Below are 14482 nucleotides of genomic sequence, written 5' to 3'. Positions count from 1 at the left end.
GACATAATCCTGTTATGTCCAGTCCTGGTGATCAGGGGAGGGCATGCTCTGAGTGAGTTCGAGCGTGGACAACGCCACCCGGGGTGGGCGGCGTCGCGTGGGCTAGGCGCTTTCAGCCTGCTGGGATGCCTGTTGGTGGTCGACAGGGCACTCGGCTGCGGGTGGCGCAGCCGGCTGCTCCACCTGGATGCCGTACAAGGCCTCGAGGGCTGCCACGTAATCGTCTTGCTGGCCGTTGGCGGCGAGTTCGCGTGCGCGGACCGTGGGGATGTGGAGCAATTGCTTGACCATGCGGCGGAGGGCGAACTCGACCTCTTCAGCCGCAGCGGTGCAGCCGTGCCGGGCCCGGACTTTCTCCATCTCGGCGTCGAGCACGTTCATGGTGTGGCGACGCAGTGCCACAATGGCCGAATCCACGGACCGGGCTTCGCGCTCCTGCTCGAAGGCCGCTGCCGCACCGGAAACGATAGTGCTCGCTTGGGCCAGCGACTCCGCTTGTTCCTGGGGCGCCGCGAGCCGCACGGATTCGAGCGTCAGGAGCTCGACGCCGTCGAGCTCGCCCACTGCGGGGTCGAAGTCGTGGGTGAGCGCGAGGTCGATCGCGATGAGTGTCTGGGTGGACAAAGCGCGGACCTTGGCGAGCTCTGCGGCCTCAACGCGGGTATCCGACCCGCTGCAACCGATCATGACATCGGCGGCAGCGACGGCGGCAGGAAGGGTTTCGGCATCGAGCGCGGTCCCGCCGCGGGTCGCCACGAAAGCCTCGGCCCGGCCGGAAGACGAGTAGACCGAGACGTCGGTGCAGCCGCGATCGCGAAGCAGGGACATAGTGGCCCCGGCGTAGGCCCCGGTCCCGAAGACAACTACCTTCTTGGTGCTCCAGTCGGCACTCTCGGAGAGGTCCGTGGCGAGGTCCAGGGCAACCGAAACGATGGAGAGGCCGCGCGAACCGAGGGCGGTCTGGGCCCCGACGTCCTTGGCCGTCTTGGAAGCGGCCTGGAACAAACGGACCAGCCCGGAACTCGCGGTTCCTTCGTGCTGGGCAGTGATGAGGGCGCGGCGCACTTGGCCGGCGATTTCGCGTTCGCCGACGACGGCGGAGTCCAGTCCGGCGCTGACGGCGAACAGGTGCCTGCTGACCTCGGGGCCGGTACGGGTGCTGAAGGCGCGCGAGACGAGTTGCTCGTTGAGTCCACTCAAGCCACTGATCTGCGTGACGAGCGCCGAGCGGGCGGCTTCAAGGTTCTCGACGTGCGGCGTTTCGCCGTAGATTTCGTAGCGGTTGCAGGTGGCCAGGACCACGGCGCCGGACACAAGTTGGGAATCGGCCAAAGCGGACGAGGCAACCTCGGATGAACCGTTGCTCAACTGAGCGACGGTCTCAAGATCGATGTCGGCGTGTGTAGCCACCAATGAGAAAAGAACCACAGCAAAGCAATCATAGCTTTTTCGGCGCCATGTAGAACAACGCACGCCAGTGGTTCTCCGCACTGCCCGGAGTGACGCCCGTCACCTTGGATCGTGCGGGACAGGCTGTCGTTATCTTTTGACCCCGATCTTCGGCACAATCGAAGGCATGACTTCCAGTTCCGCACTGCCTCATTCTGTGTCGGCCAACGGCATTTCCGGCACCGCCGCCCCAAGCCTTGATGCAAGCCACCCGCTCATGGATGGCCGCACCGCAGACTCGCCGCTGATCCAGGCTTACCGCGGAGGCAAACCGTCCCGCCGTCCGGTGTGGTTCATGCGGCAGGCCGGCCGATCGTTGCCGGAATACCTCAAAGTCCGTGAAGGCGTGGCGATGCTGGACTCCTGCCTGCGCCCCGAGCTCGCCTCCCAGATCACCTTGCAGCCGGTCCGCCGCCACGACGTTGATGCGGCCATCTTCTTCTCGGACATCGTCATTCCCCTCAAGCTGGCAGGTGTCGGCGTGGATATTGTGCCCGGCGTCGGGCCCGTCCTGGACAAGCCCGTCCGCACCGCGGCTGACGTAGCCGCCCTTCCGCAGCTGACGTGGGAAGCCCTCGAGCCGATCCGCGAGGCCGTGCGCCTGACAGTGGCGGAGCTCGGCACCACGCCCTTGATCGGCTTCGCCGGTGCGCCGTTCACGCTCGCGGCGTACATGGTGGAAGGCAAGCCCTCCCGCGACCACCTCGGTCCGCGCACCATGATGCACGCCGATCCGGAAACCTGGACCGCCCTGGCCAATTGGGCAGCTGACGCATCGGGCATGTTCCTGCGGGCGCAACTGGAAGCGGGCGCCTCCGCAGGGCAACTGTTCGACTCCTGGGCCGGTTCCCTTGGCCTGGCCGACTACGCCAAGTACGTTGCTCCCGCCTCGACCCGTGCCCTCGACCACGTCCGCCACCTCGGCGCGCCGCTGGTCCACTTCGGTACGGGAACGTCCGAGTTGCTCGTTGCTATGCGCGACGTTGGCGTGGATGTTGTAGGCGTGGACTACCGGCTGCCGCTTGACGAAGCAAACCGACGACTGGGTGGCACCGTGCCCTTGCAGGGCAACATTGACCCTGCGCTGCTTTCCGCGCCGTGGGAGGTCCTGGAAGCCCATGTGCGCGAGGTGATCGCCGCCGGTTCCGCAGCGCCGGGCCACGTCCTGAACCTCGGCCACGGCGTGCCTCCGGAGACGGACCCCGCCGTCCTGACCCGGGTAGTGGAACTCATCCACTCGATCCCGGCAGGATAGCGGGCATGCGCGGGACACATGCACAGCCCGAACACGCACTTCCCGGAGATTCAGCAGCTAGGGTGACGGCCGTCGTCGTGGGCGGCGGCATTTCCGGCCTGCTCGCCGCCCGCGGTCTGGCCAAGGCCGGGATCGCTGTCACCGTGCTCGAAGCGAGGGACGCGTGGGGCGGTTGCGTGGGAAGCCACACGGTTGGCGGCCTTGTGCTGGACAGTGGCGCAGAGTCCTTCGCGACGCGCTCCACCGCCGTGGCCGACCTCGCCCGCGATCTCGGGCTCGGCGGCAACATCGTGGCGCCCCATCCTGACGGTGCCTGGGTGCAGTTGCCCGACGGCCCGCAGGAACTACCCAAGACCGGAGTGCTGGGAATTCCGGCGAATCCGTGGGACCCCGAGGTCCGGCGTTCCTTGGGCTTCGCGGGCTCCTTGCGGGCCTCGCTCGACCGTTACCTGCCCGTCTCGGTGGGTACCTCCGCCAACGTCACGAGTGTCTCTTCACTGGTCAGGGCACGGATGGGCAAGCGGGTCCTCGAACGACTGGTGGCACCCGTCGTGGGGGGAGTGCACTCCGCCGATCCCGGACTGCTCGACGTCGACATGGTGGCCCCCGGACTGCGTGCGGCATTGCGGAAGCACGGTTCGTTGGCCGAAGCAGTGGCCAGCCAGCGCAAGGCGGCTTCAGGGCCGGCCGGTTCAAAGCAAAACGGAAGCGCGACGGCGAAGGCCGGATCCGCCGTCGGGGGCTTGAAAGGCGGGATGAACACGCTTGTCACCGCCCTCGTGGCGGAGTTGCGTTCGCAGGGCGTCGCCCTTGTTTCAAGCGCCCGGGTGGATTCGATCACCCGCACTGAAAGCGGTTGGCAGGCCAGTGCAACGGGCACAGCGTACGACGCCGGACGGCTGGTGGTGGCGCTCGACGGTCCGGCCGCCGTCGGGCTGCTGGAGGGGGCGCTTCCGGAATTGTCCGCGCTGCGTCCCGCCGCGGGTCCCTTGGTGAGCCTGGTGACCTTGGTGGTGGACGTGCCCGAATTGGACCGCCGTCCCCGCGGCACCGGCATTCTCGTTGCTCCGCAGACCGAAGGGATCGAGGCGAAAGCGCTCACGCATGCCACGGCAAAGTGGGGCTGGCTGGCGGAAGAAGCCGGCCCGGGAACGCACGTGCTGCGCCTATCCTACGGGCGGGGAGAGGGGGTGGACGCCCCTGGATCGGCGGCCGCGCTGGATGACGATGCCCTGTTTGAGGCTGCGCTCCGCGACGCCTCGACCTTGCTGACCGTGCCGATCGTCCGAGAGGACGTGCTCGATTGGGACGTCGTCCGCTGGGCGGGCGCCTTGCCGTTCGCCGCCGTCGGTCACAAACAGCGGGTTGCCGAGGTGCGCCGCATCTGCTCCGAAGCCGACGGCTTGTCCGTTGTGGGCGGCTGGCTCGCCGGAAACGGCCTGGCCGCGGTGGTTGCGGACACTTCTGCGCAGGCCGACGGAATTTTGTGAAATGCACCACTTCTACGCCTTGTAGAAGTGGTGCATTTCGACTTAGCGGCATCCACGGGGCAGACTTGTACCATGAGCCACACTTCTGCCGAATCTGTCACTAAAACTGCCGAATCCGAAGAGCAGTTCTTTACGCTGTGGACCGTCTTCAAGCGGTCGGGCGATGTCCTGCGCAGCGCCGATGCTGTCCAGGATTTCGAGCAGCTGGCTGCCAAGCTCGCCGAGGACGGCGTGGTCCTCCGTGGAAGCTACGACGTCTCCGCCATGCGTTCGGACGCCGACATCATGGTGTGGCTCCACGGCGCCAAGCCCGAAGCCCTGCAACAGGCCGTCCGTGACATCCGCCGCAGCGCCCTGTTCGCCGGCACCGAGATCGTCTGGTCCGCCATGGGCGTCCACCGCGAAGCCGAATTCGCCAAGAACCACGTTCCGGCCTACGCCCGCGGCGTCGAACCCAGCACCTGGCTGTGCGTCTACCCGTTCGTCCGCTCCTACGAGTGGTACATCCTCCCGGCCGAAGAGCGTGGAAAGATGCTGCGCGATCACGGCATGCTCGGCCGCGACTTCCCCCAGGTCATCTCCAACACCGTGTCCTCCTTCGCCTTGGGCGACTGGGAGTGGATCCTCGGCCTGGAAGCACCCGAACTCGTTGACTTGGTCGACCTCATGCGCCACCTGCGGGCCACCGACGCCCGCAACCACGTCCGCGAGGAAATCCCGTTCTACACCGGCCGCCGCATCACCGCAGCGGAGATCGCCGAGGTCCTCGCGTGAGCGGCCGCCACTCCACTGGTCCGGCCAGCCTCACCGAGGTCAATGACGTCACCGAGGCCGGACGCATGGCTCCCAAGGAGTACGACGCCGTCCTCCTCGCCTCTTTCGGCGGGCCCGAAGGCCAGGACGACGTCATTCCCTTCCTGCGCAATGTGACCCGTGGCCGCGGCATCCCGGACGAGCGCCTCGAAGAGGTGTCCCACCACTACCGCGCTTTTGGCGGGATCAGCCCCATCAACCAGCAAAACAGGAACCTCAAAGCGGCCCTCGAAGCGGAGCTCGCATCGCGGGGCATCAGCCTGCCTGTGCTGTGGGGCAACCGCAACTGGGATCCCTACATCCCGCAGACGCTCCAGGAAGCCTACGACGCCGGCCACCGCAAGCTGCTGATGGTCACCACGAGCGCTTACTCCTGTTACTCCAGCTGCCGCCAATACCGTGAGGACATCGGTATCGCGCTGACGGAGACCGGCCTTGACGGCAAGCTCGAGGTGGACAAGGTCCGCCAGTACTTCGACCACCCCGGCTTCGTCGAACCCTTCGTCGAAGGAACGGCTGCAGGACTTGCGGAGGTAAAGGAGAAACTGGCCGCGGCCGGTCTCCAGGACGCTCCGGTCCACATCCTGTTTGCAACGCACTCCATTCCAACCCGCGACGCCGAGGCCGCCGGGCGTTCGGACGCCGAGCCCCGCGAGTTCGAGCAGGACTCGGCTTATGTGGCCCAACACTTGACCGCCGGCGCCGAGGTGGTTCGGCGGGTTGAAGCCGAGTCCGGGCTCACCGCGCCATGGTCCTTGGTGTACCAGTCCCGTTCGGGCGCACCGAGTGTTCCGTGGCTTGAGCCGGACATCAACGATGCCATCGAGGAACTGGCCGGCCAGGGAATCAAGGGCGTCGTGATCGTTCCCCTCGGCTTCGTCTCGGATCACATGGAAGTGGCCTGGGACCTGGACACCGAGGCCTTGGAAACGTGCAAAAACCTCGGGCTCGCCGCGACCCGCGTCCCCACCCCGGGAACCCACCGCAAGTTCGTTTCCGGCTTGGTGGACCTCATTTGCGAGCGGACCGTAGCCAACAACATCGCCGATCGCCCCGCCATGACCGGGCTCGGGCCGTGGTACGACATCTGCCGTCCGGGCTGCTGCGCCAACTTCCGCGGAGAGAAGCCCACGATTGCCGGTGCGGACACCACAGTCGGCACCGGACACGATGCCTACCCCGTAGGAGAAAGCGCGAAATGACCGTTCGGATCGGTACCCGCGCGAGCAAACTCGCGCTCACCCAGAGCCAGCAGGCAGCGGACCAGTTAGCCGCCGTCGGTGGCTTTCCCGTTGAACTGGTGCGCATCAAGACCGAAGGCGATGTCCGGACGGGCTCTTTGTCCCAGATGGGCGGCACCGGAGTGTTCGTCGCCGCGCTTCGCGACGCGCTGTTGGAGAACGCGTGCGACGTGGCTGTGCACTCCCTGAAGGATCTCCCCACGGGTGCGGCACCGGGACTCACCATTGCCGCAACGCCCAAACGCGTCGACGTCCGGGACGCCTTGTGCGCCCGTGACGGTCTCAAGCTGGCGGACCTTCCGGCGGGCGCAAAGGTCGGTACCGGATCTCCGCGCCGCGCTGCCCAGCTGCGCGCCGCCCGCCCGGATCTCGACGTCGTGGACATCCGCGGCAACGTGGACACCCGGCTGGGCCGCGTTCCCGGGCTCGCCGGAAACGCAGAAGATTCACCCGGCGACCTCGACGCAGTCGTCCTCGCCGCGGCGGGACTGGAACGAATCAGCAGGCTCGACGTCGTGACAGAGTTCTTCGAGACCGACGTCATGCTTCCGGCCCCTGGACAGGGCTCACTTGCGATCGAATGCCGCACCGCGGACGCTCCCGGACAGGCCGGTTCGGCCGAAGGTTCCCACGGCGCACTTGCCCAGGCCCTGGCCGCGCTCAATGATGAAGACACCCGGCTGGCCGTCACCGCGGAGCGGGCCGTCCTGGCCCGCCTCGAAGCCGGCTGTGCAGCGCCCGTGGGCGCCTACGCTTACCGCAAGGGCAGCATGCTGTACCTGGAAGCCGTTGTCTGCGCCGTGGACGGGAGCAAGTCCGTACGCGAGAAAAAGGCCACGGACGGGCTCACTGAGGTCGGCGCCACGTTGCTGGGCATCGAAGTCGCCGAGCTGCTGCTTGCCGAGGGTGCTGCGGACATCACAGATCTTGCAGCTTCCCGATAGCCGGAGCGAACAGGAGACCATGGGACGGCACAGCGCGGTGAAGTCGGGGGAGGCCTGGGTCCTTGAAGGCGCCCGGGTCCTTGTGACGCGTAGCCCGGATCGTGCCGCCCCGCTCGTCAGCGCCTTGCGCGAAGCCGGCGCGGAGCCGCTCCTGTTGCCTTTGATTGACTTTGAGCGTGCCCGCGACCAGCATTCCCTCGAGGTCGCCTTGGACGCCCTCCGGGCGGGAGCGTACAGCTGGCTGGTGGTCAGCAGCATCACCACGGTGCGCGCCCTGAAGGAGAAAGCAGCCGAGCGTCGCTTGGAGTTGAAGGACCTGATTCCGGATTCTGTCCGGGTCGCGACGATTGGTCCGTCGAGCCGGCGGGTTCTCGAAGCGGAAGGCATTCCCGTGGACCTCGCGCCGGATGACGCCCAGTCGGCCGCAGGACTCGTCTCCGTCTGGCCGGGAGGCCCGGCCAACGTGCTGTTGCCCCAAGCGGACATCGCCGACACGATGTTGGCGTCGGGGATTGAAGCCAAGGGAGCCGCAGTCCAGGTAGTGACGGCTTACCACACCGTGGACTACCCGGCGGCCCCGGAACGCCGGCTGACTGCTGCCTTGGCAGCGGCGAACGGCTGGCACACGTGGGCAGGATCCGGGGCGCCGGAGCTCACCCCCGAAGCCGCCAAGGCCGAACTTTCCAGCGGCCGGCTCCACGCCGTCGTCGCCGCTTCACCCAGCGCGGCACGCCGCATCCATGCCTCGCTGGGGCCGCTGCGGGATTGCCGCTTCATTGCGATCGGGCGCTCGACGGCGGCAGAGGCTGCCGCTCTCGGCATCCCGGTCGCGGCAACCGCCAAAGAACCCACACCCGCCGGCATCGTGGCCGCCCTACGTACCGTATTCGCCACCGAAGGGAACGAAAGTTGAGCTTTCCAAACCACCGGCCCCGCCGGCTCCGCACCACCCCCGCCATGCGCCGGATGACCGCCGAACACCGGTTGGCGCCCGCGGACCTCATCCTGCCCGCCTTTATTCGCGAAGGACTCAGCGAACCGGCCCCGATCAGCTCCATGCCCGGTGTTGTGCAGCACACCACCGACTCGCTGAAGCGAGCCGCTGCCGAGGCCGTGGAACTGGGCGTCAGCGGCATCATGCTGTTCGGTGTGCCCGCCGTCCGCGATGCCCGCGGCACAGCTTCCCTGGATCCCGAAGGCGTGCTGAACAAGGCAATCCGCGACGTCCGCGCCGAAGTGGGCGATGACTTGGTGGTCATGGGCGATGTGTGCCTGGACGAATTCACCGACCACGGCCACTGCGGGGTCCTGGACTCCAACGGCTACGTGGACAACGACGCCACCCTCGAAATCTACGCACAGATGGCAGTGGCGCAGGCCGACGCCGGTGCCCACGTCCTGGGGCCGTCCGGGATGATGGATGGCCAGATCGCCGTGATTCGCCAGGCGCTTGAAGAAGCCGGACACCAGAACACCGCGCTCCTGGCCTACGCGGCGAAGTATGCCTCTGCCTTCTACGGCCCGTTCCGCGAGGCCGTAGACTCGCAGCTCAAGGGTGACCGCCGGACGTACCAGATGGATGCCGCAAACCGCCGGGAAGCCATCATCGAAGTGGAGCTCGACCTCGAAGAGGGCGCTGACATGGTGATGGTCAAGCCGGCCATGAGCTACCTCGACATCCTCGCCGACGTCGCCGCCATGAGCCCGGTCCCCGTGGCGGCCTACCAAATCTCCGGTGAATACGCCATGATCGAAGCGGCTGCCGCGAACGGCTGGATCGATCGCCGCGGCGCCATCACAGAATCCGTGCTCGGCATCAAGCGGGCCGGCGCCGACATGGTGCTGACATACTGGGCCTCCGAGCTTGCCGGCTGGCTTAAGGAGTCCTGATGACAGAAACCGCTTCCACACCCACGGCCCCTGTCGGAGCTACGGAAATCCTCCTCGGACTGAATACTTTCGGTGACGCCGGGGTGGACGCCGACGGCAACCCGAAACCCCATGCCCGGGTATTGCGGGAGCTGCTGGCGGAAGCGGAACTGGCGGACGCCGTCGGGCTTCATGCCTTTGGCGTGGGGGAGCACCACCGCCGCGACTTTGCTGTCTCGGCGCCCGAAGTGTTCCTCGCTGCCGCGGCCGCCCGGACATCAAGGATCAGGCTCGGCTCGGCAGTGACGGTGCTCAGCTCCGACGACCCCATCCGGGTCTTCCAACGGTTCTCCACCGTCGACGCACTCTCCAACGGTCGGGCGGAAGTGATGCTGGGCCGCGGCTCGTTCGTGGAATCGTTCCCGCTGTTCGGCCTGGACCTGGCAGACTACGAAGTCCTGTTCGAGGAGAAGCTGGAACTCTTCGACAAGGTCCGGGCCCAGAAGCCCGTGCATTGGGAAGGCCGCACCAGGCCCAACGTGAACGGAATGAGCGTCTTTCCGCCGCTGGAACACCACTTGCTGCCAACGTGGATCGGTGTGGGCGGTACCCCTGAGTCGGTGCTGCGCTGCGCTCAATACGGCTACCCGGTCATTTTCGCCATCATCGGCGGGGAACCGCGCCGCTTTGCACCCCTCGTGGAGCTCTACCGCGAGGCAATGGCGAAATACGCGCACCCCATGCAGCAGATCGCCACCCACTCGCCCGGCTATGTCGCTCCTACCGACGAGCAGGCCCGGGAGGAACTGTTCCCGCATTGGCTGGTCCAGCGCAACCGCATCGGCGCAGAACGTGGCTGGGGACCGGCGAGCAGGGGCGAGTTCGACGCCATGTGCGGACCTGAAGGAGCCCTCTACGTCGGCTCCCCGGAAACGGTTGCCCGCAAGATCGTCCTGCTGAAGCAGAACCTCGGCGTTGACCGTTTCGACCTCAAATACAGCAACGGAACCCTGCCCCACGAATCCATGATGCGCTGCATCGAACTCTTCGGCACCGTGGTGGCACCACTCGTGGCCGAGCAGCTTGCCGGCGCCTGAACGCGCCCCGAATCCCTGAAAGAATGGACACCATGACTTCACACACCCCTGTCTCCGACCAGCTGTTCGACCGCGCCCGATCCTTGATGCCCGGCGGCGTCAACTCTCCGGTGCGCGCCTTCGGTTCCGTCGGCGGCACCCCGAAGTTCATGGTTTCCGCAAAGGGTCCGTACCTGACTGATGCGGATGGCCGCGAATACGTCGACCTTGTCTGCTCATGGGGCCCGGCGCTGCTGGGTCACGCGCACCCGGCCGTCCTCGACGCCGTCCATGCCGCCGTCGACCGCGGTTTGTCCTTCGGCGCCTCCACGCCCGACGAGGCAAACCTCGCCGCGATCGTCAAAGAACGCGTGTCCGCCGTCGAACGCATCCGCATGGTGTCCACGGGCACCGAGGCCACCATGACCGCCGTACGCTTGGCCCGCGGGTTCACCGGCCGTAACCTCATTGTGAAGTTCGCCGGCTGCTACCATGGCCACCTCGATGGACTGCTCGCCGCGGCCGGCTCGGGCCTTGCCACGATGGCTCTGCCCGGTTCCGCAGGTGTCACTGAAGCTGCCGCCGCTGAGACCCTCGTCCTGCCGTACAACGACCTCGGCGCGGTGGAAGCCGCCTTCGCTGCGCACGGCAACAACATCGCGGCCGTCATCACCGAAGCCGCTCCCGCCAACATGGGCGTGGTCACGCCGAACGAAGGCTTCAACGCGGGACTGTCCCGCATCACCCGCGAACACGGCGCGCTGTTGATCCTGGACGAGGTGCTCACCGGCTTCCGCACCGGTTACGCAGGCTACTGGGGCCTCACGGGCCGCCAGGAAGGCTGGACGCCGGACCTGCTGACCTTCGGCAAAGTCATCGGCGGCGGCATGCCGACGGCGGCGCTCGGCGGGCGTGCCGACGTTATGGATTACCTTGCGCCCCTTGGCCCGGTGTACCAGGCAGGAACCTTGTCCGGGAACCCGGTGGCGATGGCCGCCGGTGTCGCCACCCTGACGCTCGCCACCCCGGAGGTCTATAGCTTCGTGGATGCCCGGTCGCTGGAACTCTCGGCGGCGCTCTCGTCGGCGCTGGACACCGCCGGCGTGGACCACTCGATCCAGCGCGCAGGGAACCTCTTCTCCGTGGCCTTCGGTACTTCGGCCAACGGAGTCCACAACTACGCGGACGCCCAGGCCCAAGAGGTCTTCCGCTACGCGCCGTTCTTCCATTCCATGCTGGACTCCGGTGTCTACCTGCCGCCGTCGGTCTTTGAGGCATGGTTCCTGTCGGCTGCCCACGACGACGCGGCGATGAACCGGATCTTCGACGCGCTCCCTGCGGCGGCCAAGGCGGCAGCGGAGGCCACCGCGTTGTAGAGGGTCTTTTCCGATGTTTTGCAGCCTGCTCCTTGCCTGCACCGCCGGGCCGGGAGCAGGCTGTGCGCAACGATCGAATCGACAAGGCGATGATTTAACTGCTCAAGCCGTCCAGAATTTCACTGCTCGTGCTTTTCGCCCTGATGGCCGGGGCATTTGCCGGTATTGCGCACGCCGACGCCCCTGACCGCGGGGTCACGGCCGTCGGAGACCCGCCTCCGGCGCCAGGCACTCCACAGGCCGCCACGGCCCCTGGGTTTTCCAACTCTGCGTCCGGGGCATCGCCGAGTGCTTCTGCAACGCCAACCCGGCCTGCTGATCCGCCGCCGCCTCCGCACCCGACGCCGGAACAGCGACTCGCGGCCCTGACGCTGGAACAAAGGGTAGGGCAGTTGTTCATGGTGGCAGCCAAGGCCGACGGAAGCGATTCGAGTGCAGTGGCTGATCTCCTGAACAATCACGTGGGCAACATCTACCTGGCTGGACGCAGCCAGGCAGGCGTTGCGGCAACGGCATCGGTTGTGGAAAAGCTGAGGGCGGCGATTTCGCCGGCCTCAAGCGGAGGGTTGCCCCTGTCCGTCGCGACGGACCAGGAAGGCGGCTCCGTTCAAGTCCTCAGGGGACCTGGATTCCTGCCTATTCCCGCAGCCTTGGACCAGGGCAATTCGAGCCCCGAACAACTACGTGCTGATGCCCGGAACTGGGGGTCCGAACTCTTGCAGGCCGGAGTGAATGTTGACCTGGCGCCGGTACTGGATACGGTTCCCAGCCCCGAATTTGCGCCCTCGAACAAGCCCATCGGGGCGTTCAAGCGTGAATACGGCTTCACCCCGGCTGCGGTGTCCGAGTACGGGAACGCGATGGCGGCCGGACTGCGGGACGCAGGGGTGGCGCCGGTGGTCAAGCACTTTCCGGGGATGGGGCGCGTAAGCCTGAACACTGACGTCAGCGCAAACGTCCACGACGCCGAAACCACCCGGACGGATCCGTACCTGATGCCGTTCAAAGCCGCGATCGACGTCGGACTCCGCTGGGTCATGATTTCGAACGCCTACTACGACAAGATCGATCCCGACCATGTGGCGCCGTTTTCATCGGTGATCATGCGCACCATGTTGCGGACGGACGCAGGGTTCACCGGCATCATCGTGTCCGATGACCTGTGCAACGCCGTGCAACTGTCGCCTTGGAGCATGGGGGATAGGGCAGCGAATTTCATTGGAGCGGGCGGCACCATGGTTCTGTGCGCAGACACTACTTCAGTTCCGGCGATGTACGCACAGGTCCTGCAGCGTGCGCAGACCGATCCTGAATTCCGCAAATCAGTCGATAGCGCGGCCTTGACTGTTCTTGAAGTGAAGGCAGGGAAGTAAAGCGGACGCGAAGAATCCCCGGCTTCCGGACGATTCACCACTGTGGGTGTTTCGTCCGGAAGCCGGGGATTCTCGTTGCCAAGGCCTAGAGCACGTCCGACAGGAAGCCCTTCAGGCGATCGGTCCGCGGCTCGGTGAAGAGTTGTTCCGGCGATCCGGTCTCCACGACGACGCCTGCGTCCATGAAGGTCACGGTGTCCGACACGTTCCTCGAGAAGCCCATTTCGTGGGTTACCACCACCATAGTCATGCCGCCCTTGGCCAGATCGGTCATGAGGGCGAGCACGCCCTTGACCAGTTCAGGGTCCAGGGCCGATGTTGCCTCGTCGAAGAACATGACCTCGGGCTTCATGGCAAGCGCGCGGGCAATGGCCACACGCTGCTGTTGGCCGCCGGAAAGGTTGGCTGGCCGGGCGTCGGCCTTGTGCTTGAGTCCTACGAGGTCCAGTTGGGCCAAGGCATCTTCCCGTGCTTGCTCCTTGGACATGCCACGGAGCTTCCGCAGGGCGAGGGAGACGTTTTCCACAACGGTCTTGTGCGGGAACAGGTTGAACTGCTGGAAGACCATGCCGATTCGCCGGCGCAGTTCATCCGGGTTGTCCTTCAGCACAGAACGGCCATCGAGCAAAATGTCACCCTGCTCGGGTTCGATCAGCCGGTTCATGACCCGCAGGAGCGTGGATTTCCCTGAGCCGGAAGGGCCGATCACGGAAGCCGTGGTGCCCTTCTCGACGTGCAGGTCGATGCCGCGCAGGACATGGTTCGATCCGAAGGACAAATGGATGTTTTTAGCCGTCAGTGTTCCTGAAGCGAACTCGCTCATGCTTGGGCTCCCTTCCCGACGACGGCGGCTGCCTCGTCGGGTTCCTTCTTTTCCGGTCGGCCTGTCCTCAGGCGACGGTCAATCCAGTTCACGAAATGCGTCAACGGAATGGTCAGCGCCAGGTAGAAGATTGCTGCCGCTACATAGGGCGACAGATTTCCGCTCGTGGAGGCCGCATCCTTGCCGATCTGGAAGATCTCGCGCTCCGAGGCCAGCAAGCCAAGGAGGAAGACCAACGACGACTCCTTGATCAACGCAATGAATTGGTTGACCAGCGCCGGCAGGACCCGCCGGACGCCTTGGGGAACCACCACAAGCCGCATGGCAGGGCCGTAGCCGAACCCCAGGGCACGTGTTGCCTCTAGCTGACCCTTGTCAACACTCTGGATACCGGAACGGAAGATCTCGCCGATGTATGCCGCCGACATCAGGGACAGCGCCGCGACGGCCAACGGATACGGGCTCGTGGAGCCGCTCAGCTGACGGATGATGGGGCCGAAGCCGAGGCCGATCACGAGGATGGTGAGGACGGGCGGCAGCCCACGAAGGACGTCGGTGTATATGCGGGCTATCCACCGGGCCACGGGGTTCCGGGAGATCCCCATCAAGGCGAGCACCATGCCGAGCACAGTTCCGATCACGCCCGAGGTGACGGCCAAGACAATGGTATTCGGCAAGCCGACCGCGAACATCTTGGGGATGACTTCGCCTATCGCCTTCCAATCGAGGAAGGTCTCACCGAGTTGCTTGAGGATTTCCTGGAGATCCATGGA

At 65.9% G+C, this 14482-nt stretch carries 13 protein-coding genes; 10 read left to right on the top strand and 3 right to left on the bottom strand.

Going from position 1 to position 14482, the window contains the following annotated elements:
* Positions 1-102 precede the first annotated feature (102 nt).
* Positions 103-1428, bottom strand: a complete 1326-nt coding sequence (locus QRN59_RS17770; RefSeq protein WP_284983788.1) for a glutamyl-tRNA reductase — start codon at positions 1426-1428, stop codon at positions 103-105.
* Between the two features lie 148 nt (positions 1429-1576).
* On the opposite strand from QRN59_RS17770, the gene hemE reads away from it, so the two are divergent.
* The 10 genes from hemE to QRN59_RS17720 all read left to right on the top strand — a co-directional run bounded on the left by hemE (position 1577) and on the right by QRN59_RS17720 (position 12886).
* On the top strand, positions 1577-2704 hold the full coding sequence (gene hemE, locus QRN59_RS17765) for a uroporphyrinogen decarboxylase (protein WP_284983787.1): 1128 nt from the start codon (positions 1577-1579) through the stop codon (positions 2702-2704).
* 5 nt (positions 2705-2709) lie between these two features.
* A complete protein-coding gene (gene hemG, locus QRN59_RS17760) occupies positions 2710-4194 on the top strand; it encodes a protoporphyrinogen oxidase (protein WP_284983786.1) in 1485 nt (494 codons plus the stop codon).
* Positions 4195-4266: 72 nt separating this feature from the next.
* Positions 4267-4968 (top strand): hydrogen peroxide-dependent heme synthase, encoded by a 702-nt coding sequence (hemQ, locus tag QRN59_RS17755; RefSeq protein ID WP_059387506.1) that lies wholly within the window; start codon positions 4267-4269, stop codon positions 4966-4968.
* Between the two features lie 65 nt (positions 4969-5033).
* On the top strand, positions 5034-6209 hold the full coding sequence (locus QRN59_RS17750; protein WP_284983799.1) for a ferrochelatase: 1176 nt from the start codon (positions 5034-5036) through the stop codon (positions 6207-6209).
* Positions 6206-7192, top strand: coding sequence for a hydroxymethylbilane synthase (gene hemC, locus QRN59_RS17745; RefSeq protein ID WP_284983785.1), 987 nt, complete (start codon positions 6206-6208; stop codon positions 7190-7192). Before QRN59_RS17750 ends, hemC begins: the two co-directional genes overlap by 4 nt.
* A 19-nt stretch (positions 7193-7211) precedes the next feature.
* A complete protein-coding gene (locus QRN59_RS17740; RefSeq protein WP_284983784.1) occupies positions 7212-8105 on the top strand; it encodes a uroporphyrinogen-III synthase in 894 nt (297 codons plus the stop codon).
* Positions 8102-9082, top strand: coding sequence for a porphobilinogen synthase (gene hemB, locus QRN59_RS17735; RefSeq protein ID WP_284983783.1), 981 nt, complete (start codon positions 8102-8104; stop codon positions 9080-9082). Before QRN59_RS17740 ends, hemB begins: the two co-directional genes overlap by 4 nt.
* Positions 9082-10158 (top strand): LLM class flavin-dependent oxidoreductase, encoded by a 1077-nt coding sequence (locus tag QRN59_RS17730; RefSeq protein WP_284983782.1) that lies wholly within the window; start codon positions 9082-9084, stop codon positions 10156-10158. Before hemB ends, QRN59_RS17730 begins: the two co-directional genes overlap by 1 nt.
* Positions 10159-10190: 32 nt before the next feature.
* Positions 10191-11513, top strand: a complete 1323-nt coding sequence (gene hemL / locus QRN59_RS17725; protein WP_284983781.1) for a glutamate-1-semialdehyde 2,1-aminomutase — start codon at positions 10191-10193, stop codon at positions 11511-11513.
* Between the two features lie 128 nt (positions 11514-11641).
* A complete protein-coding gene (locus tag QRN59_RS17720; RefSeq protein ID WP_284983780.1) occupies positions 11642-12886 on the top strand; it encodes a glycoside hydrolase family 3 N-terminal domain-containing protein in 1245 nt (414 codons plus the stop codon).
* A gap of 85 nt (positions 12887-12971) precedes the next feature.
* On the opposite strand, the gene QRN59_RS17715 is transcribed toward QRN59_RS17720, so the two are convergent.
* Positions 12972-13709 (bottom strand): amino acid ABC transporter ATP-binding protein, encoded by a 738-nt coding sequence (locus QRN59_RS17715; RefSeq protein ID WP_284983779.1) that lies wholly within the window; start codon positions 13707-13709, stop codon positions 12972-12974.
* Entirely contained in the window at positions 13706-14479 is a 774-nt protein-coding gene (locus QRN59_RS17710) for an amino acid ABC transporter permease (protein ID WP_284983778.1), read from the bottom strand. The genes QRN59_RS17715 and QRN59_RS17710 overlap by 4 nt, the downstream gene beginning before the upstream one ends.
* Positions 14480-14482: the final 3 nt, after the last annotated feature.

The organism is Arthrobacter sp. efr-133-TYG-118 (genome assembly GCF_030209755.1).
Lineage (GTDB): Bacteria > Actinomycetota > Actinomycetes > Actinomycetales > Micrococcaceae > Arthrobacter.
Note: the sequence above shows the minus strand (reverse complement) of the source record. Positions and strands in the feature narration are given on the sequence as shown.

Excerpts from the sequence above, each read along its gene's own strand:
- hemE (WP_284983787.1), top strand. The coding sequence starts at position 1,577 with ATGACTTCCAGTTCCGCACTGCCTCATTCTGTGTCGGCCAACGGCATT.
- hemG (WP_284983786.1), top strand. The coding sequence starts at position 2,710 with ATGCGCGGGACACATGCACAGCCCGAACACGCACTTCCCGGAGATTCA.
- hemQ (WP_059387506.1), top strand. The coding sequence starts at position 4,267 with ATGAGCCACACTTCTGCCGAATCTGTCACTAAAACTGCCGAATCCGAA.
- QRN59_RS17750 (WP_284983799.1), top strand. The coding sequence starts at position 5,034 with ATGGCTCCCAAGGAGTACGACGCCGTCCTCCTCGCCTCTTTCGGCGGG.
- hemC (WP_284983785.1), top strand. The coding sequence starts at position 6,206 with ATGACCGTTCGGATCGGTACCCGCGCGAGCAAACTCGCGCTCACCCAG.
- QRN59_RS17740 (WP_284983784.1), top strand. The coding sequence starts at position 7,212 with ATGGGACGGCACAGCGCGGTGAAGTCGGGGGAGGCCTGGGTCCTTGAA.
- QRN59_RS17730 (WP_284983782.1), top strand. The coding sequence starts at position 9,082 with ATGACAGAAACCGCTTCCACACCCACGGCCCCTGTCGGAGCTACGGAA.
- hemL (WP_284983781.1), top strand. The coding sequence starts at position 10,191 with ATGACTTCACACACCCCTGTCTCCGACCAGCTGTTCGACCGCGCCCGA.
- QRN59_RS17715 (WP_284983779.1), bottom strand. The coding sequence starts at position 13,709 with ATGAGCGAGTTCGCTTCAGGAACACTGACGGCTAAAAACATCCATTTG.
- QRN59_RS17710 (WP_284983778.1), bottom strand. The coding sequence starts at position 14,479 with ATGGATCTCCAGGAAATCCTCAAGCAACTCGGTGAGACCTTCCTCGAT.